General features: G+C 30.9%; 17 protein-coding genes. 9 read left to right on the forward strand and 8 right to left on the reverse strand.

The window, feature by feature from the left end; all coding sequences use genetic code 11:
- Genes KLA_RS03110 through KLA_RS03125 form a run of 4 tightly spaced genes read left to right on the forward strand, consistent with a single transcriptional unit; the run spans position 1 to position 3,656 of the window.
- Positions 1-633, forward strand: a complete 633-nt coding sequence (locus tag KLA_RS03110; RefSeq protein ID WP_034643712.1) for a nitroreductase family protein — start codon at positions 1-3, stop codon at positions 631-633.
- 10 nt (positions 634-643) lie between these two features.
- Positions 644-1,642, forward strand: a complete 999-nt coding sequence (locus KLA_RS03115; RefSeq protein ID WP_034643714.1) for an NADP-dependent oxidoreductase — start codon at positions 644-646, stop codon at positions 1,640-1,642.
- Positions 1,643-1,679: 37 nt separating this feature from the next.
- Positions 1,680-2,837: an iron-containing alcohol dehydrogenase gene (locus KLA_RS03120; protein ID WP_034643716.1), complete on the forward strand. Its 1,158-nt coding sequence runs from the start codon at positions 1,680-1,682 to the stop codon at positions 2,835-2,837.
- Positions 2,838-2,846: 9 nt separating this feature from the next.
- Entirely contained in the window at positions 2,847-3,656 is an 810-nt protein-coding gene (locus KLA_RS03125) for a type 1 glutamine amidotransferase domain-containing protein (protein ID WP_198036582.1), read from the forward strand.
- A 150-nt stretch (positions 3,657-3,806) separates the two neighbouring features.
- On the opposite strand, the gene KLA_RS03130 is transcribed toward KLA_RS03125, so the two are convergent.
- The 7 genes from KLA_RS03130 to KLA_RS03160 form a co-directional block, all read right to left on the reverse strand.
- The gene (locus KLA_RS03130; protein ID WP_034643718.1) at positions 3,807-4,256 is read right to left on the reverse strand and encodes a KTSC domain-containing protein; all 450 of its coding nucleotides are present in this window, start codon (positions 4,254-4,256) and stop codon (positions 3,807-3,809) included.
- Between the two features lie 77 nt (positions 4,257-4,333).
- Positions 4,334-5,593, reverse strand: coding sequence for an NAD(P)/FAD-dependent oxidoreductase (locus KLA_RS03135; protein ID WP_013622398.1), 1,260 nt, complete (start codon positions 5,591-5,593; stop codon positions 4,334-4,336).
- A 141-nt stretch (positions 5,594-5,734) separates the two neighbouring features.
- On the reverse strand, positions 5,735-5,926 hold the full coding sequence (locus tag KLA_RS03140) for a cold-shock protein (protein ID WP_013622397.1): 192 nt from the start codon (positions 5,924-5,926) through the stop codon (positions 5,735-5,737).
- 177 nt (positions 5,927-6,103) lie between these two features.
- Positions 6,104-6,610 carry a peroxiredoxin-like family protein gene (locus KLA_RS03145; protein WP_034643722.1) on the reverse strand — a complete coding sequence of 169 codons (507 nt, stop codon included), beginning with the start codon at positions 6,608-6,610 and terminating at the stop codon, positions 6,104-6,106.
- A 155-nt stretch (positions 6,611-6,765) separates the two neighbouring features.
- On the reverse strand, positions 6,766-8,316 hold the full coding sequence (locus KLA_RS03150; protein ID WP_034643725.1) for an SDR family NAD(P)-dependent oxidoreductase: 1,551 nt from the start codon (positions 8,314-8,316) through the stop codon (positions 6,766-6,768).
- A gap of 2 nt (positions 8,317-8,318) precedes the next feature.
- Positions 8,319-9,629 carry a DEAD/DEAH box helicase gene (locus KLA_RS03155; protein WP_034643728.1) on the reverse strand — a complete coding sequence of 437 codons (1,311 nt, stop codon included), beginning with the start codon at positions 9,627-9,629 and terminating at the stop codon, positions 8,319-8,321.
- A gap of 13 nt (positions 9,630-9,642) precedes the next feature.
- Complete coding sequence (locus KLA_RS03160) at positions 9,643-10,980, reverse strand: DEAD/DEAH box helicase (RefSeq protein ID WP_034643731.1); 1,338 nt, start codon at positions 10,978-10,980, stop codon at positions 9,643-9,645.
- Between the two features lie 101 nt (positions 10,981-11,081).
- Here KLA_RS03160 and rlmF point away from each other — a divergent pair, with 101 nt between their 5' ends.
- Positions 11,082-11,945: a 23S rRNA (adenine(1618)-N(6))-methyltransferase RlmF gene (gene rlmF, locus KLA_RS03165; RefSeq protein WP_034643735.1), complete on the forward strand. Its 864-nt coding sequence runs from the start codon at positions 11,082-11,084 to the stop codon at positions 11,943-11,945.
- A 65-nt stretch (positions 11,946-12,010) separates the two neighbouring features.
- The gene (locus tag KLA_RS03170) at positions 12,011-14,182 is read left to right on the forward strand and encodes an endonuclease MutS2 (RefSeq protein ID WP_034643738.1); all 2,172 of its coding nucleotides are present in this window, start codon (positions 12,011-12,013) and stop codon (positions 14,180-14,182) included.
- Positions 14,183-14,919: 737 nt separating this feature from the next.
- On the opposite strand, the gene KLA_RS03180 is transcribed toward KLA_RS03170, so the two are convergent.
- A complete protein-coding gene (locus KLA_RS03180) occupies positions 14,920-16,836 on the reverse strand; it encodes a thiol-activated cytolysin family protein (protein ID WP_235183513.1) in 1,917 nt (638 codons plus the stop codon).
- Positions 16,837-17,236: 400 nt separating this feature from the next.
- Between KLA_RS03180 and KLA_RS03185 the strand changes: the two genes are divergently transcribed.
- Genes KLA_RS03185 through KLA_RS03195 form a run of 3 tightly spaced genes read left to right on the forward strand, consistent with a single transcriptional unit; the run spans position 17,237 to position 20,899 of the window.
- A complete protein-coding gene (locus KLA_RS03185; protein WP_034643747.1) occupies positions 17,237-19,114 on the forward strand; it encodes a tetratricopeptide repeat protein in 1,878 nt (625 codons plus the stop codon).
- A gap of 39 nt (positions 19,115-19,153) precedes the next feature.
- Positions 19,154-19,561 (forward strand): thiol-disulfide oxidoreductase DCC family protein, encoded by a 408-nt coding sequence (locus KLA_RS03190; RefSeq protein WP_013622388.1) that lies wholly within the window; start codon positions 19,154-19,156, stop codon positions 19,559-19,561.
- Between the two features lie 60 nt (positions 19,562-19,621).
- Positions 19,622-20,899, forward strand: coding sequence for a mechanosensitive ion channel family protein (locus tag KLA_RS03195; protein ID WP_034643750.1), 1,278 nt, complete (start codon positions 19,622-19,624; stop codon positions 20,897-20,899).
- The last annotated feature ends 26 nt before the right edge of the window (positions 20,900-20,925 follow it).

Consider the following 20,925-nt stretch of genomic DNA (forward strand, 5'->3'; position numbering starts at 1 on the left):
ATGGAGTTATTAGATAAACTAAATTGGAGATACGCTGCTAAAGCAATGAATGGCGAAAAAGTAGCTGAAGATAAAATTGATAGAATTATAGAAGCTGCTCGCTTGGCTCCTACTTCTAGTGGTTTACAACCTTTTGAAATTTTAGTAGTAAAAAACCAAGAAATAAAAGAAAAAATTAAGCCAATAGCTTGGAACCAATCTGTAATAACAGACTGCTCTCACCTACTAGTTTTTGCTGCTTGGGATACATACACTCCAGAGCGTATTAACTATATGTTCGATTTGACAAATGAAATTCGTGGTTTTAAAAACGAAGGTTGGGAAAACTACAGAAAAATGCTGTTAGATATGTACCCACAAAGAGATGCAGAAGAAAATTTTAACCACGCTGCCAAACAAGCTTACATTGCTTTTGCACATGCAATTATGGCTGCTGCTTATGAAAAAGTAGATTCAACTCCGTTAGAAGGTTTTGATCCTGCTGCTGTTGATGAAATTTTAGGTTTAAGAGAAAAAGGGTTACGCAGCGCCGTTTTATTGCCTTTAGGATACAGAAAAGCAGATGAAGATTGGTTAGTAAATTTAGTAAAAGTGCGTAAGAGTACTGAAGATTTAGTAACAGTAATTGAATAAAAACAAAATTATGATTCAGACAATTTTATTAAAAAACAGACCTGTTGGAAGGCCAGTAGTTTCAGATTTTGAATTTGTAAAGGATGAATCTGACATTAGCATTAATGATGGCGAAATACTATTAGAAACCACTTATGTTTCTGTAGATCCTTATTTAAGAGGAAGAATGAGCGATGCTAAATCTTATGTTCCTCCTTTTGAGTTAAATAAACCTATACATTCTGGTGTTATTGCAAAAGTAATAGCTTCTAAAAATGAAAGTTTTGCAGAGGGTGATTTTGTTTCTGGTATGTTAGACTGGAAAACACAACAAGTATCTACAGGAGAAGGCCTTTTAAAAGTAGACAAATCTAAAGCTCCATTAAGTGCATATTTAGGCATTTTAGGTATGACGGGCTTAACTGCTTATTTAGGATTAACAGAAATTGGAAAACCTAAAGCAGGTGAAACACTTGTTGTATCTGGCGCAGCTGGTGCTGTTGGTAGCGTTGTTGGTCAAATAGGAAAAATTCTTGGACTTAATGTAATTGGTATTGCAGGTACAGATGAAAAGGTAGAAATGCTAAAATCTAAATTTGGTTTTGATGCTGGTATTAATTACAATACTACTGAAAATATGACTGCTGCAATTGCAGAAGCTGCGCCAAATGGAGTTGATGTTTATTTTGATAATGTAGGCGGACCAATATCTGACGCTGTCTTATTTAACATTAATAAGTTTGCAAGAATTATAATATGTGGTGCAATATCTGTTTACAATAACACAGAATTGCCTAAAAGTATAAGTGTACAACCATTTTTGGTTAAGAATAGTGCACTAATGCAAGGTTTTATTGTTTCTAATTATGCCGATAAATTCCCAGAAGCAATGAAAGAATTATCAACTTGGCTGGCACAAGACAAGTTAACCTACACAGAAACTATTGTAGAAGGGTTTGAAAATATCCCTACTGCCTTTATAGATCTGTTTGATGGTAAAAACAAAGGGAAAATGATTGTGAAAATCTAAGAGATAGAATTTTTATCAACCTAAAAACACAAAGAAAATGAACAATTTTGAATACAAAAACCCAACTAAAATAATTTTTGGGAAAAATACAATTGAAAAATTAACTTCAGAAATACCTGCAGACGCTAAAGTTTTAATGCTTTACGGTGGTGGTAGTATCAAAAAAAACGGAATATATGACCAAGTAAAAACTGCTTTAGCTAAAGTAGATATGATTGAGTTTGGTGGTATTCCTGCAAATCCTGAGTACAATGTACTTATGGAAGCACTAAAAGTTATTAAAGAGGAAAATGTAACATATTTATTAGCTGTTGGTGGCGGTTCTGTAATAGATGGTACCAAATTTTTATCTGCTGCGGCTTTGTATGAAGGTGAAGAGCCTTGGGAAATGCTAAAAAACAAAGAGCGCCCTAACAAAGGTTTACCTTTTGGAACAGTACTAACGTTACCAGCTACAGGTTCTGAAATGAATTCAGGTTTGGTAGTGTCTAGAGAAGAAACCAAAGAAAAACTATCTATGGGCGGACCAGCATTGTTCCCTACTTTTTCTATACTAGACCCACAAGTAATTACATCTATTCCTAAGCGCCAATTAGCAAACGGTATTACAGATGCTTTTACACACGTTTTAGAGCAGTATATGACCTACCCAGCAGGCGGACTTTTACAAGATCGTTTTGCAGAAAGTATTTTACAAACATTAGTAGAGGTTGCGCCTACTGTAGTAGAAGACCCAACAAATTATGAAGCTACATCTAACTTTATGTGGAGTTGTACAATGGCTTTAAACGGCTTAATACAACAAGGAGTTCCTGGAGACTGGGCAATACATATGATGGGGCACGAGTTAACAGCCTTGTTTGGTATAGACCACGCACGTACATTAGCAGTAGTTACACCTAGTCATTACAAATACAATTTTGAAGCTAAAAAGGAAAAGTTAGCACAGTATGCAGAGCGTGTTTGGAATGTAACGGAAGGTAGTATTGATGATAAAGCTTATGCTGCTATAGAAAAAACTGAGGCATTCTTTCACCAATTAGGTATAGATACTAAATTATCTGACTATACAAAAGATTATGAAGGTACTGCAGAAGAAATAGCCAAACGTTTTACAGAACGTGGCTGGAAATTAGGTGAGCGCCAAGCATTATTGCCAGAAGATGCAGAAAAAATTGTAAAAATGGCATACTAAATTGCTAAAATGAATTTAATTAAAACAACAGTTATTGCACTTGTTATATTAACAGTTACAGCTTGCAATAACAAAAAAGAAAAACAATCTTCTGAAAAAGTTTTAGAAGAAAAAACAGAATTAAAAAAAGATAAAAAAATGAAAGTATTATTTGTTTTAACATCACACGATAAGTTAGGAGACACTGGTAAAAAAACAGGATTTTGGGTAGAGGAATTTGCTAATCCGTATTACAATTTATTAGATAAAGGCGCAGAAATTACTATAGCTACACCAAAAGGTGGTGCTGCTCCAATAGATCCAAGTAGTGATTCTCCTGATGCAGCTACAGAAGACACAGAGCGTTTTAATAACGATGCAGATGCAAAAGCTAAAATTGCAAACACTAAGGTTTTAGCAGATATGAATGCAGATGATTTTGATGCTGTATTTTATCCTGGTGGTCACGGTCCTTTATGGGATTTAGCCAACGATGAAAAATCTATTGCATTAATTGAAAAATTTAATGCACAGAAAAAACCAGTGGCATTTGTTTGTCATGCTCCTGCTGCTTTAAAAGGTGTTAAAGATGTAGATGGTAACCCACTAGTAAAAGGTAAAAAAGTAACAGGATTTACAAATTCTGAAGAGGAAGCTGTACAACTTACAGATGTAGTACCATTTTTAGTTGAAGATATGTTAAAAGAAAATGGTGGTATTTACTCTAAAAAAGAAGATTGGGCTGCATATGCAATACAAGACGGTAATTTAATTACAGGTCAAAACCCGGCTTCGTCTGAGTTAGTTGCAGAAAAATTAGTTGCAGAATTAAATAAGTAAACAAGGTATTTTACACCTAAATATAAAAGCCCGTAAACAAATTAGTTTACGGGCTTTTTAATGTATAACAAACACAATAAAAATTGTTTTTTTAACTTTATATATTACAAAAACAACAATTTAACTACTACAACTTAAACATATAAGTTACTATGCTTCTTGCATTGTTTTTTTAGATTTACGGTACATATAAGACTCAAATATGTTGCGTTTTGCAAAACGATAAATCTTGTCTGAGTTAATCATTTTAATGTATATTTTTTTTGGAACACCAAAATACTCATAAGTAGTACCGTCTAAAAAAGTAATTTCTAAAAGCTGACCCTTGTGTTGAAAGTCTAAAATACCAGAAGCAGTTGTCAAAGCTTTATACTCTTCTGCATTAGCTACTTTTGTTTCTGGAGCTATACTTACAAGAAAATGGTAACCATCTATAATTTCTCTACTTTTTATTTCTGCTTCTTCACGTTTTGCGTCTCCTTCCTGAAACTTATCTGGGTGCCATTCTTTAACCAGCTTCCTGTAGCTAGTTTTTAACGACTTAAGATCTATAGAATTCTCTACAGAAAACATCTTTTTATATTGATTTATACGTTTCATTCGGGTGTTTTTTTTAAAACCAGCCGCGAAATTACATCTTTTTAATTGATTATCAATCTATAAACTACAATAGAATATTATTTTCTTTTTGTAAATGGCCTAATAATTAATCCTAATGGCCTATCATAAGTAAAATAATTAGTCATCCATCCCATAAAAGCAGATATTTTATTTTTAAAACCTACCAAAGACATAATATGTATAAACATCCACACAATCCAAGCAAAAGTTCCTTGAAATTTAAACTTAGGTAAATCTACCACTGCTTTTTTACGGCCTATGGTAGCCATTACTCCTTTGTTTACATAAACAAAAGGTTCTGGTTTTTCATTATTTACCAATTTCATTATATTTTTTGCCAAATGCGCACCTTGCTGCTGTGCTACTGGAGCTAACATTGGTAAACCTTTAGGGTCCTCTTCAGAGATATGTGCAGCAACATCACCTATTGCAAAAACATCTTTAGTTTGTACTACTTGGTTGTATGCGTCAACTGCAATGCGGTTACCTCCTATTATAGCCTCTTTTGGCAAACCTTCTATTGGAGCTGCTTTTACACCAGCTGTCCAAATTACAGTATCTGTATAAAAACTGTTATCACCTATTTGTAACTTATTATTCTCATATGAGCTTACTCTGGAGTTTAAATGTACATTTACCCCTAAATTAGTTAAATACAGTAAACTTTTTTCTGAGGCATCTTTAGACATTACATTTAAAAGATGCGGAGAAGCTTCGTACAAATTTATAGTCATTTTAGAAATGTCTAAATCAGGAAAATCTTTAGGTAAAACGTGCTTTTTCATTTCTGCAAGGGCACCAGCCAATTCTAAACCTGCTGGTCCACCACCTACAATAGCTATATTTAATATTTCTTCTAAGGGTTCTTTATCTTTTTTAGCTAAAGCTTTTTCTAGATTTTGAAAAATATAGCTTCTTAAGTTTAATGCATCTGGAATAGACTTTAAAGTAAGTAAATCATTCTTTACAGGTTCAAAATTAAAGAAATTGTTTTGACTCCCTGTTGCTATAACCAAATAATCATACTTAATTGTTCCTATAGATGTTTGTAGCTCTTTAGTTGTTGCATTTACAGAGTTAACATTTGCCATTCTAAAGGTAACATTGTTATAGCCCCTAAAAATACGCCTAACAGGATATGCTATACTATCTGGCTCAAGACCTCCAGTAGCTATTTGATACATTAAAGGTTGAAAATTATGGTAATTGTTTTGGTCTATTAGACGTACGTCTACATTTTTGTTTTTAAAAGCTTTTGCTATAGTTATACCGCCAAAACCAGCACCTATAACTACTACTTTTTTTTTATCTCCCATAAGTTTAAATTGTACTATAAAGGTACAAAATAAGCTTATTTTTTAGGTTGATATTTACTTAGTTTATGTGTTAAAAATTAGCAAAAAAAAAGAGTCTATTCCTTAGAATAGACTCTTAGCTTAAAGCTCTTATAGTATATGTTATAAAACTCTTACGTTTGCTGCGTTTAAACCTTTTTTACCTTCTGTAACCTCGTATTCAACTTCATCGCCTTCACGAATTTCGTCTACTAAACCTGAGATGTGTACAAAGATGTCTTTACCTGAACCTTCTTCTGTGATAAAACCAAATCCTTTTTCATCGTTGAAGAATTTTACTGTTCCTTTACTCATTGTATTGTATTTATAATATATTAATTTATAGCAAAAGTACTACTAAAGAAGCGTACCACCAAAATTTATTTAAATACTTTATAATCAGTTAACTTAAAGATAATATTGCAACATAATTTTTATACCACTTTACCAATTAGCTGTGTGTTACCATTTTAGGGTGTTTATACAAAAAAATTATGCTTCTCCCCTTGCAGGATAATTGGCTTTTAAAATGTAGTCTATACCTCCTAAAACATCTCTAAATTCCGGACGCCCAAATGGCATAGATTGTATAGACTCCCAATAAACTGTAGAATCTGGTGATAGCAAAAACAACCCTGGTTCTGTAAAATAATCTGGTTCTTTTTTTATTCCGCTAGAAATAAATAATCCCCATTTTCTTGCTTCATCAATAGACAAACCATAACCAAGCGGAATATCATCAATATCCCAATCTTTATAAGTTTCTTTTGCTACTTCTTCTGTATCTGAACTTATTGCAATTACATTTACTCCACGTTCTGTAAACTTAGGAAGCGATTTTTGCATTTGCTCTAATTGTTTTTGACAAACAGGACAATGTTTACCTCTATAAAAAAGAATTAAAGTAAAATTTTCAGGAGATTGTTCACTTAATTTCCAAGTACTATTATTTACTAATTTAATACTAAGTTCTGGTGCTTTTTCTCTAGGTTTTATCATTCTATATTATTTTTTAAAATTTGTTATACATATTGTTTTTTTGATGAAATCATCAATATGTTATAATTTACAAAAAATGAGCATCAATAAAGAGTGTTTAACAAAGCCTAACAGAAGTTTAACTTCAATTTAAATAATACTATCTTTTTAAAAAGCTACCAATCTATAGGTCGGTAATCCTTTAAAAATTTACCACTCCAATGTTTACCTGTATTAATACCATCTATTAACGGGTCCATTACACGTGCTGCACCATCTACAATATCTAAAGGAGGCTGAAAATCATGTAATTCCACTTTTCTTTTAGATAATTCTGCAGGATCTTCATCTGTAACCCAACCAGTATCTACAGCATTAATATAAATACCATCTTTAGCCAAACTGCCTGCTGCGGTATGGGTAAGCATATTTAAAGCTGCTTTTGCCATATTTGTATGTGGGTGTCTGTCTTCTTTAAAAAACCTATGAAATTTACCTTCCATAGCAGAAACATTTATAATGTGTTTTTTACCTGTATTCTCTTTCTTCATTACTTCAGAAAGTCGGTTACATAACACAAAAGGAGCCACAGAATTTACCAATTGTACTTCTATCATTTCTGTAGTTTCTATTTGCCCAAGTTTTAAACGCCAGCTATTTGTTTTTCGTAAATCTACCTGTTGTAAATCTGCATCTAACTCTCCTTCAGGGAAAACTTCTGAAGTTTGTAATGAATTATCAAAACTATACGGAATTTGCGATAATTTAGCCGAAGCTCTTATTCCTATTCCTGGTTCTGGACCATGCCAAGCTACTGGCATATTTTTATTGGGTGATGCTCCAGATGTTAGTGCCTTAAGCTCTTGCATACAACCTACGTGGTCTTGCAATAAATCTGCTGCATACTTTGGTAAATCAGAAATTGGTTTTTCTTCATTGGCCATTAAGTGTGTATAAAAACCTGCTGGTCTACGCACTGTTTGCGCTGCATTATTAATAAGGATATCTAAATTCTCATATTTTTGCTCTATAAAGTTACAGAAGATCTCTACACTAGGTATGTGCCTTAAATCTAAACCATGAATTTTTAAACGATGTCCCCATTGTGTAAAATCTTCTTCTTTAGAGAAACGCAAAGCAGAATCTACCGGAAACCTAGTTGTTGCTACAACAGTTGCACCAGCACGTAAAAGCATTAGTGTTATGTGGTAACCAATTTTTAATCTAGAACCTGTTATTACTGCAACCTGACCTTTTAAATCTGTTGTTTGAAAACGTTTAGCATAGTTAAAATCTGCGCAACTAGTACACATTTGATCATAAAAATGATGCAGCTTAGTAAACAAGTCTTTACAAACGTAACAGTTTCTTGGCGACTCTAACACCAATTCTTTTTGATTAGACAAATCTGCCTCTGGCAACAGTTTAGGAGCAACAAAAACTACAGCTTCACGAGCACTACGTATACCAGTTTCTTTACGAGCATTACGGTCTTTAGCATCTTGTTTACGCTTTTGCGCTTTTTTGGCATCTTTTTTTCTGCGAGAAAACTCGTCTCTATTGGGTCTAGAAAGCTGACCTGCAGCTTTAATTAAAGCGGTTCTTTTCTCTTTAGAAATTTCAAAAATTTCATCTGTATTAGTAATTAAATGTTCTAAAACAGAAATACACTTATCTATTTCTTCTTGTTGTAATGCATTATTTGCACCAGTGGTTTCATCGTTCATCCTTAAATAATGCTTATTCTAACTTTTTTCTTTTTTAGCCTTGTATTGTTTAATTTATTTACAAGCTTAGGTGCAATAGTTGCAGGTACAGAAACAAAAGTACAGTCTTGCTTAAGCTCTATAACCCCCAATTCATCTTTATTAATATTACCTTGCTTAAAAAACAGGCCAGCAATATCTCCTTTAGATATTTTATCTTTTCTTCCTCCTGAGATAAATAATGTTGTCCAGTATGGCGGTTTTCTTGTTCCTGTTTTATTAATTTTTGCTACAGGAGCATTTTTTATAAAATCTGGTAAGTTTTCTTCTTCCCATTTTAATACATAGGCAGTACCTTTAGAGTTTACACGTGCTGTTCTACCATTTCGGTGTATAAACTCTTCTTTTTTATAAGGAAGTTCATAATGAATAATATATTTCATTTCTGGAATATCTATACCACGAGCAGCCAAATCTGTAGCTACAATAACATCATAAGTACCGTTTCTAAATTTTAATAAAGATCGTTCTCTATCTTTCTGTTCCATATCTCCATGAAAACAGCCGTGCGTAATATTATTTTTGTCTAAAAATTTGCTAACTCCTTTTATACTCTCTCTAAGATTACAAAAAATAATTCCTGGACTATTACCTTCATAATTTAATAAATTAAGTAGGGTTCTTAATTTGTCTCTATTAGGAGAAACAACCGTTTTTACAGCTAATTTATTAGTAGTTTCTTTTAAAAAATTAATAGTAACAGCTTTGTCTAACCTAACAAATTTAGGAATAGTAACTCCTTGTGTTGCAGAGGTTAAAATACGCCTATTTAAACTAGGAAGCAACCCAATTATATATTTCATTTGCTCTTCAAAACCAGTTTCCAAAGACTTGTCAAACTCATCTAAAACCAACGTTTTAATAAAGTTTGTAGAAAAACGTTCATTATCAAAATGATCTGCTATTCTACCAGGTGTACCAATTAGAATTGCAGGAGTATGTTTTAGCTCTATTTTATCTTTAGACATTGCCCTACCACCATAAACAGCATTAACTTTGTAACCAGAACCCATAGAACGAATAACTTGTTCTATTTGTATAGCTAATTCTCTAGAAGGTACTAGAATTAAAGCTTGTATTTCTTCTAAATCTGGATTTAACCTATCTATTAAAGGTAATAAAAAAGCAAGTGTTTTACCTGTTCCTGTTGGTGATAATAATACCGTATTAGTTGTATTTTCTATTACAGAAAGAGCCTCTTCCTGCATTGGATTTAATTGGTGAATATTTAATTTTTGTAAAATATCTTCCCTATTTTTTATTGTATTTGCCATACTTTTTATGCTATTAAAGCGTAAAGTTGTTATCTTCTGATGGTGCAGAACCAAGTTTTTTGGTTTGCCCTAATTGATTTGCTAAAATTTTATCTACCAATTCTTCTTTAGTTAAATGATGAAAAATGGTATGTACTTTTTCTTTAAATTCTGGAGAAATAGTGTGGTTAGGTTTTGTTTTAAAAATTTTTCTAGCCCATAAAAGCGTATTATTTTCCTCTATGCTAGCTGCATCTGCCTTTTTAAACTTTTTAAACGTTATGCCTAATTCATTTTCAAACTCTGCTATGTCTTGCTCCTCTTCTTTCTGTAGTATTGTTAACGAAAAACCATCTGCTCCTGCTCTTGCTGTACGTCCACTTCTGTGCACATAAGTTTCATAAACATCTGGTAAATGATAATTTACAACATAGGTAATTTCTTTTACATCTAAACCACGTGCTGCCAAATCTGTTGCAACTAGTATTTTTATGTGCCCTTCTCTAAACTGACCCATTATACGATCTCTTATAGGTTGAGTTAAACTACCATGTAAAGCACCAGAAGAAAATTTATTTATTGCTAAATTCTTAGCTAATTTATTTACTGCTGCTTTTGTTTTACAAAATATAATACCTCTTTGGCCTTCTTTAGAGTTTAAAAAGTGCATTAAAACCTCTAGTTTTTCTATAGGTTCTACAACAACATACTGGTGATCTATACTAGTATTACCAACCGTCTCCATATTTACACTAACCTGTGTAACGTGTTTAGATAAGTAGTTTTGTACCATTTGCTTAATTGTGCCAGGCATTGTAGCTGTAAACAATATAGTTCTTTTGTCTTTGGGCAATGCTGCAACAATAGTATCTAAACCATCTTTTAAAGAGGTTACCATTTCATCTGCCTCATCTAAAACCAAATATTTAGCACTATTAATAGTTATGGCATTACGCTTAAGCAAATCTATTAATCTACCAGGAGTAGCAATAACAATATGTGTGTTTTCTTTTAATCGCTCTATTTGTGGTTTTATAGGTGTTCCCCCACATACAGACGCTATAGAAACGGCAGGCATATGTGAAGCAAAAGAAACTAAATTACTGTAAATTTGTTGTCCTAACTCCCTTGTGGGAACAACTATTACTGCTTGTATATTTGCGCTTTCTGTATTTATTAATTGTATAAGAGGTAAACCAAAAGCTGCTGTTTTACCTGTTCCTGTTTTTGCTAAACCAACAAAATCTTTGTTAGCTTCTAATAATACTGGTATAGATTTTACTTGTATTTCTGTAGGAGTTGTAATCTCTAATTCGGCTAAACTTTTTAGAAGAGGAGTAGATACTCCTAGTTTAGAAAACTTTTTTGACATAATATAATTTTGCACAAAGATAGGTACTCTTTTTGCTAGAATGCATAAAAAAATGGGTGATCTCTTTAGATATCATCTTACATTTGTAAAAAATAGTAGCTGTGCATCCAAAAAATCTACATAATACACCATATCAATTTAATAAGTTAATTGAGAAACATCCAGAGTTAAGCCTGTATATAACTGATAATAAATTTAATAACAAGACAATAGACTTTTTTAATTCGGAAGCAGTTTTACACCTTAATAAGGCCTTATTAAAGTTACATTATAACATAAACCATTGGGATATACCTAAAAATTACCTTTGTGCTCCCATTCCCGGACGTGCAGATTACATACATCATATAGCAGATATACTTGCTAAAGAAAATATAAAGGATACAATTAAAGGCTTAGACATTGGTGTTGGTGCAAATTGCATTTATCCAATTTTAGGTAAAACAATTTACAATTGGCAAATGGTTGGCGCAGATATTAATGAAACCGCAGTTACTAATGCCAAACAAATTGTAGCAGCAAACACTAACCTAATAGATAGCATAGAAATAAGGAAACAAAATAGTAATGCAAACATTTTTACTGGTATAATTAAACCAAATGAAAAATTTAACTTTACAATGTGTAATCCGCCTTTTCATTCGTCAGAAAAAGAAGCTACAAAAGGTACACAACGCAAACTAAAAAATTTAGGAAAGCAAGCTAATGGGTTAGAGCTAAACTTTGGTGGTATGGCTAACGAGCTATGGTGTAATGGTGGTGAAGCATTATTTTTAAAAAGGTTAATAAAAGAGAGTGTTTTGTTTAAAGACCAAGTTACTGTTTTTACTAGCTTGGTTTCTAAAAGTGATAATTTACCTAAATTACAAAAACAACTTACTAAACTAAAAGCTAGTTATTTTATAGTACCTATGGAGCAAGGCAATAAAAAAAGTAGAATTTTAGCTTGGAAATTTAACGCCTAAAATAAATACTACAAATTCACAGTTTCATCACTTATCTTTACCTTTGCAAGGCTTAAAATTATACAATGCATAAAATTCACCCTAAAACACTTCAAGACCTAGAGTTTAATACCGTATTAGAACACATTAACTTGCGCTGTAGTACAGAACTAGGTAAAGAGTTGGCTTTAGAAATAGCTCCTTTTAGTGATAAAGAAGAAATTATAAAGCAATTAGGGAAAACTAATGAGTATGTAGCGTCTTATGATAATGAAAACCGAATTCCTAATCACGGTTTTGATACTATTACAAAAGAATTACATTTATTAAAAATAGAAAATGCAACCTTAGAAATTGGAGGCTTTAAAAAAATTAGCAGTATTTGTAATACTGTAGTTATACATACTAAGTTTTTTAAAAAATTTAAAGAATATTATCCACTATTACATAGCTATTCTGAAACGCTAAATGTGTTGCCAGAAATACCAAATGCAATTGATGCTGTTATAGATAAGTTTGGTGAGGTTAAAGATAAAGCTTCTAGTAAACTGTATGATTTACGAAGAGAAATTAATGCGGTAAAAGGTAAAATTAATGGTAGTTTTATATCTGCATTAAACTCTTATAACTCGGCAGATTATTTAGATGAAATTAGAGAATCTGTTGTAGATAACAGGCGTGTTTTAGCTGTAAAAGCAATGTACCGCAAAAAGGTAAAAGGTGCCGTTATGGGAGCTTCTAAAACTGGTAGTATTGTTTACATAGAACCTGAAGCTACATTGCGCCATAGTAGAGAATTAAACAATTTAGAATACGATGAAAAAGAGGAAGTAAATCGTATTTTAAAAGAATTAACAGCTGCTATAAAACCTTTTGATTACGTATTGGCCAGTTACCAAGAATACCTTGCACAGACCGATGTCACTGCTGCAAAAGCCAAATATGCACAAGATACAAAGTCTCTTTTACCAAAAATAAGTGAAGAAAGAGAAATGTATTTGCGAGACGCTTACCACCCACTCTTGTATTTAACAAATACCAGAAAAAACGAAAAAACTTGGCCACAAACTATAGAGCTAAAACAAGACAACAGAATTATTGTAATCTCTGGCCCTAATGCTGGTGGTAAAAGTATTACCTTAAAAACAATTGGTTTACTACAGGTAATGTTGCAAAGCGGTATGCTAATTCCGGTGCATGAACGTAGTACTGTCTGTTTATTTGAAAAAATATTGACAGACATTGGAGATAATCAATCTATAGAAAACCACTTAAGTACCTATAGTTATAGGCTTAAAAATATGAACAGCTTTTTAAAGAAGTGTAATGACAAAACACTTTTTTTAATTGATGAATTTGGTACAGGTAGTGATCCTGAACTTGGTGGCGCATTGGCAGAAACTTTTTTAGAAGTGTTTTATGAGCGTGGTGCTTATGGTGTAATTACCACACATTACGCAAACCTAAAAATGTTAGCAAATGAATTACCGCACGCTACAAATGCCAATATGTTGTTTGATGCTAAAAGTCTAGAACCAACTTTTAAACTTGTTTTAGGGCAGGCAGGTAGTTCTTTTACTTTTGAAGTTGCACAAAAAAACGGTATTCCCTATAGCTTAATTAATAAAGCTAAAAAGAAAATTGAGCGAGGTAAAGTACGTTTTGATGCTACTATTGCTAAAATGCAAAAAGAGCGAAGCAAAATGGAAAAAACTGGTTCTAGATTACAAGAAGAAGAAAGTAAAGCTAGACAAGAATCTAGACGACTTGAAGAGCTAAATACAAAAATTAAATCTAAACTAGAAAATTACCAAGAATTGTATGACCATAACCAACGTATGATTTATTTAGGTAATAAGGTTAATGATGCTGCAGAGAAATATTTTCAGGATAAGAAAAAGAAAGTAGTAATATCTGAACTATTACGCATTGTAGAAACTGAAAATAGTAAAAGAAAAAAGAAAACAGCTAAAGAAGTAAAAGCACAAAAAGCTAAAAAGAAGTTAGTAGAACAAGAAGTAGCCAAAAAGGTAGAGGTAATACGCGAAAAGAAAAAAGTAGAAAAGAAAAAGGCTATTGTAAAAGAAAAACTAAAACCTAAGTATATTTTTAAAGTTGGTGACAGAGTCCGTTTGCTAGATGGTAAAGCTATTGGTAGTATAGATACTTTAGAAAAGAATAAAGCTGTTGTAAATTATGGATTATTTACTACTAGTGTAAGTGTAGATAAATTAGAGTTGGTACAGGCTAAAAAATAACAGCCAGCATTAAGTATTATGAAGTTTACAAAACTACTTAAGAGGCCGACTGTTCCCCAACTTTTAAAACTAAATATTTTGGGTAAACCATATTTAGTTTAATGTTATATTCTCACGCTACAAAAGTAGCTTTTATCAATGCTTTTATAAAGAAAATACTATGGACAAAGTATGGACAAGCATATATTTTCTTCATTTTTCTTCAAAAAATCTTAATAATTATAAAGATTTTTCTTGATTGCAATTTATATACGTACAATTACATAAAAAAGATGTCAATAAATTTAATTTTTATTCAAAATATTGATTAACAATAAATTAAATGAAGTATTTTCTAGTTTACATTAATTTTTCAATCTAAAATATTATCAAAAAATAATACATTAAGGATATGGCTGCGTAATTATTTATAAATAATGCATACTTACAAAAGTATATACTTGTAAATGTCACTATTTAATATAAAAAAAGTAATTCTTACTTGTTTAATTTAAGATTTTTCTGTGTTTTATACCTACCCTACTATTCTTTTTTAAATATCAATGAGCTTCTAAAACTAGAATTTATACCCAATAAAAAACTGAGCAATAGTTAAATTGCCCAGTTACACTAACTCAATCCTATATAATTGTTAACAGTTATTAAGGACCAATGCATAATTAAATGCAATCATAAGTAGGAAAGTAAAATTTGGAAATAATTTAGAATTAGCTATCTAAAGGTATTTTATTAAACACTTAGAGAATAAAAATTGGAGAATAATCACCCGTAATATTACTAGAAACTATGTATTTTGTACCAGTTATATCAAATATTATATATTTTTTGCTGCCTCCAACATCAAATCTTAATGCCGCACCAATAGCAGTAAAAGGTATGTTTTTATACTGACTAAAAGTTGAAGTTAAATCATATGAATGACTAATCTCTCCACCTTTTCCATATCTACTTCCTGACCAAAACAAAGTTTGTTTAGTACCAACCTTATTAAAAAAGTGTAATGAACTTTTATAATAACCGGTCTCTTTGTCTTCTACCTCGTAAAAAACATTTAATACTGCTCCAATGCCACTAACACCAAAAGGATTATCCCCTATAGTGTTTATTTTTTCAACAGATAGATCTGCTATACTAGTAAAACTTTCCCAAGAATTTCCACTAGCGTATTTAAACTGCAAACCACTTTTTGAAACTGCTAAAAATTGCCTTTCATTATCTATGCTATCTTCTTTACTATTGTTTCTAATATTTACAATAGCTCCTATACCATCAAACTCTACACTGTCCTTATCACCAGTAAAGAATGGGTATTCGCCACCAAACAAATCAGTTACAGAAAAAGGACCTTCTAAAGCACCGTTAAAACTACGCATATATTTATCTCCAGAAGTATTTATAAGTATAAACTCTCCTTTATTACGCTCAAAAGCTGCTCCAACACCTCCCATTTTATTTAAAATATTACCTCTCCAGTGCTTTGTTTGTATTGGTTCTCCATTATCAAAAAGAGGCTCACAATTAGTTTCATTATACTGTGTAGCAAGTTGTATACCTACTATTTGATTTGTATTTACACTACGTACTACATAACTTATTGGTAAACCAGACCCAATATTTGCGCTTTTTGATAGCAAACTTACTAGAGAGCTTAAATTGGTTTCTCCTATTGTAGAAATGGTAGACTCTGTATCTCCGCCAAATGCAATTACTTTTATATTAACATTTTTTAATTCTTTTAAGTGATCAACTTCTAATTCTGCTTTTACTTTTGTACTAAAAACGCCAAAACTAGCATTAGCAGCTACATTAAGTTCTTGGTAAGATGAGCTTGTTTCTATTAACATATAATAAACCCTACCATAGGTAACATCACTAATGTATGTGGCAGGATTATCTTCTTGCACATATTTTGCTAAATCTTCTGGAGTTACTGTGTCTGCAAACAAATCGTCCTTACTAGTTGGCAAGTTCATAGACATAGTATAAAACGTTTGTTTTAATTTTACTAAAATTCTATTTTTGTCATCTCCGTTTTTAAAGTCAAAACTAGCACCTGCTTTTACAAAAGCAGACTTAACATCCAATCCCATACTAATAGCTAAAGCCTCTCTACTTTGTACTTGTTCATACTCAAAAGTAAAATTTGCTGGCGTTACGTCTGGTGATGCTGCAATAATTTGGTTCATAGCATCTTGTATACTACTTTTAGACACCACATCTACAGTTACAGTGCTAGATATATTACCGTTAACCAAATCATAAGATACCGTCCCTCCTGCTCTACCTACAGCTATTACGTCTGGAGTTGTATTTTTAAGTGTTTTTCCCTGTAACAAGCTACCTGGATAAATTATTTTAGCATTTGGACTAAATAAAGGAAAACCATCTTCTCCACCAGATTCCCTTTTTAAATCATAAGTAGTTGTAGTGCAACTCCAGTTTTCTACAGTTGAGTTACCTTGATCGTCTGTTGTAGTAATTGCTTGCTCACTTTGCGTAGAAGAAACCTCTAGCTGTTGTTGTATTGGATCTTCTAAATCTTCACCAACAGCAAGAACAGCATTAAAACTACTCTTTTCGGATTCATTATTTTTTTGCTGAGAATCATCATCCTTACTACAAGATAATACTGACGCTAATAGAAACAAAAACATTAGTAGGTTTGTTTTTGATCTATATGAATGCATTTGCTTCATAATATATTATTTTAAGATTTGAAAGCACAAAAGTATATTTTAATTACCCCCAATACATCAGATGTATAATAGACAAAGTATGGACAAATCAATATTAAATAAATAAACATCAGGACAAATATTTATTTACATTTAAACTACAAAAAACAAAGTAAAACACTATATAACAAAGGCATACACAATACATTACTGCTTAAATAACGAGGTAAAAATCTCACAAAAGATATAGACAAGCAAAGATTGATGAAAATTAAAATCATAAAAAAAATAAAAAAATCAATACCTTAGAACCAAAGAAAAAAGGTAAAGTCCCCAATTATTTTATTCTTTATATAATTAACTTTATCAGAAATAACCTATGAAAACCTTAATAATTACCTTTTTGGTAATAAGTGTTACAACTTTTTCTTTCAGTCAATCTAATAAAGAAATAGATAGTTTAAAAAATATATTAAACACAGAAATATCCTCATCACAAAAATTAGTAATATTAGACAGTCTACATTCAATTCTTCAATATAAAAATCCAAAACTATCTTTAAAATACTCTCTAGAAGCTTATAAAATTGCTAAGCTTATATCCAATAAGCAAAAAACTATTTCTAATGCCTACAATAGCGCTTTAGCATATAAGGTATTACATAAAATGGATTCTTCAATTTATTATCACAAAATTGCTATGTCGTTAGCAAAAGAAATTAACGATAATGTTTCTTTTGCTATGGGACTTAATGAATTAGCAGATATAGAAAGACTAAACTCTAATTTAGACAAGTCTTTAGATATGTTTAACGAAGCCAAAAATATTTATAAAAAAAATAATAAAATTGGGTTATATGGTCATACTATTGGAAATATTGCAAGTGTATATTTAAGTAAGGGGCAGTATAGATTATCTCAAAAAATGTATATGGAATCTTTAAAAATTTTAGATTCTATAAATGGTAGTGCAATACGTATTGCTGATATTACAGCTAGAATTGGTGAAATACAAAGCCACATTGGCAATTACAACGAGGCTATATCATATTATAATAAAGCACTGGAGGTATATAAATTAAATGATGATAGTATATGGATGTGTAATACGCATTTACAAATTGGATCTACGTATTGTAACTTAAAAGATTTTGACAAAGCAATTTTGCATTTTAGAGAGAGTTTAAAAATTGCTCAAAAACACGGTTTAAAATCTAATGAGGCAATGCTATACACTAATATAGGATCTTTATACAGGGAATCTAGAGATTTTGAAAAATCTAAAGTTTATTTAGAAGAAAGTTTAAGATTTCATGAAAGAGAAGGCTTTTTATACAATTATATTGATGTTTTAAAAGAACTAGGAACACTTTATTTAGACCTTAATAAACCAAAATTAGCAATAACATATTTAGATAAGGCTATAGAAAAATCTACACCTTCAAAGAGGTTAGATTATTTAATGGAAAATTACAAATTACGTTCATTAGCTTATGAAAAACTTGGCAATAATAGTTTAGCATTACAGGACTTAAAAAATCATCAAAATTATAAAGACAGTATTTATAACTTAAAAAACGTACAGCAAATTGAAGAGCTTAAAACCATTTACGAAACCGAAAAAAAACAAACTTCATTAGCTTTAAATGAAGAGGAAATTAAAAATTTACAGCAGCAAAACAAGTTAAAAACCTTAACTACTAGTCTTTATGCTGCAGGTATGTTCTCTGTTCTTTCTATTTCTATTATGATCTTTTTTATTTACAGGCAGCGTATGAAAAAGGACATTGTTACACAAAAAAAACAAGATGAATTATACCGAAAAGAAATAGAACTCAAACAAAAAGAATTAGCAAGTTTAACGGTACACTTGGTACAAAAAAATACTTTTACACAAGAGCTATTAGAAAACTTAAAAGAGATAAAAAATAATCCCGAAAAATTTAAATTAGAGTTTAGACGCATTTTAATGTTACTTAAAAAGCAAACTGCAGATGATAAAGACTGGGACTTATTTAAATCTTATTTTGCAGATGTTCATAACGATTTTGATAACAAACTAAAGGCTATTTATGCAGATATATCTGAGAAAGAAATTAGACTTGCTGCATTTTTAAGAATGAACTTGTCTACTAAAGAAATTGCAGCCATTTTTAATGTATTGCCAGATAGTATTTTAAAATCTAAATATAGGCTTAAAAAGAAATTAAGTTTAGGCAAAGAAACAGATTTAGGTGATTTCTTAAATTCATTATAAAAACACTCTTTTTTACTGTAGGTATTTTATCTTTGCAGGGTGGATTTAGATAAAAAAATAATTCTTTTTGATGGCGTTTGCAATTTATGCAACAACGCTATACAGTTTATTATTAAACATGATAAAAAAGATGAATTTAGATTTGCTACATTACAAGGAGAAATTGCACATAATTTTTTTTCTACACGTAATATTGATATGGAAAAAACAGATTCTATTATACTAATAGAGCCCAATATTGCATATTATGTAAAATCGTCTGCCGCTCTAAAAATTGGACGTTCATTTGGAGGTATTTGGTCTTTATTATGGATTTTAGAGCTAATTCCTGCTAGTTTTAGAGATTGGATATATACTATTATTGCAAAAAATAGATACAATTGGTTTGGCAAAAAAAATAATTGTATGATTCCTACTCCAGAGCTAAAATCTAAATTTTTAGATTAGTTAATTCCTTTTATTACAATTACCAATGTCTAGTTTAATATTAAAAATATAAACAATTATATGTATAGTTTAAATCAAGTATCTTCTTTACTTTACAATTATTTAGTAGAAATTGGTTTGGATGATGTTTATGCTAAATACTTGAACACATTAATTTTACTACTTCTTTTAATAATTGTTCTTTATATTTTTGATTACGTTTTAAGAAAAATATTCATTTCTGTATTTGCAAAATTTACAAGCATATCTAAAACAAATTTTGATGACTTTTTGGTTAAAAACAAAGTACCAAGAAATGTAGCGCATATAGTACCTATTATTATTGCTTACAACGCTATACCATTTGTTTTTAATGGTTTTATAAAAGCACAAGGCATAATTTTAAAAGGTTTAGAAGTTTTTGGCATTGTATTAACGCTGTGGGTAGTTAGGAGTTTGCTTAATACTTTAAAAGATTTCTTTAAAACATTACCAAACCTTAAAGACAAACCTATAGATAGCTACATACAGGTATTTATGATCTTTTTATGGTCTATTGGTATTTTGTTAGCTATATCTATACTTACAGACATAGAACTTTGGAAATTTTTAACTGGTTTAGGTACGGCCTCTGCTGTAATATTATTAATTTTTAAAGACACCATACTTGGCTTTGTTGCAAGCATACAAGTATCTATAAATGATATGGTACGCATTGGCGATTGGATTTCTTTTGACAATTATGGTGCAGATGGTGATGTTATAGAAATTAACCTTGCTACAGTTAAAGTACAAAACTTTGACAATACCATTACAACCATACCAACCTATGCCTTAATTTCGGATTCTTTTAAAAACTGGAGAGGAATGACAAATTCTCCAGGACGTAGAATTAAACGTGCTTTAATTATTAAACAAGAAAGTATCAATTTTTTAGCACCAAAAGACATTCAAAAATTTAAAAAAATTAGTCTTATTTCCGACTATATTAAAAGCAGACAAGAGAGTATTACTGATTTTAATACAAGTAATAATATAGACAAGTCTATTTTAATAAACGGAAGAAACCTTACAAACATTGGACTTTTTAGAAAATATGCAGACACGTATTTAAAAAATCATTCTGCTATAAATAAAGATATGATGGTTATGGTTAGGCAATTAGCTCCTACTCCACAAGGTATTCCTTTAGAGGTTTATGCCTTTAGTAGTGATAAAAGATGGGAAAACTACGAGTATATTATGTCTGATATATTTGATCACTTACTTGCCGCTATTCCATTTTTTGATTTAGAGTTGTTTGAGCTTCCTAGTAGTTCATCTTTTAAAAACAATACTAAAACTAGCTTAAAAGCATAGTTTACTCACTCTAAAGACCATTTTAC

The sequence above is a fragment of the Cellulophaga geojensis KL-A genome (genome assembly GCF_000568425.1).
Taxonomy (GTDB): Bacteria; Bacteroidota; Bacteroidia; order Flavobacteriales; family Flavobacteriaceae; genus Cellulophaga; species Cellulophaga lytica.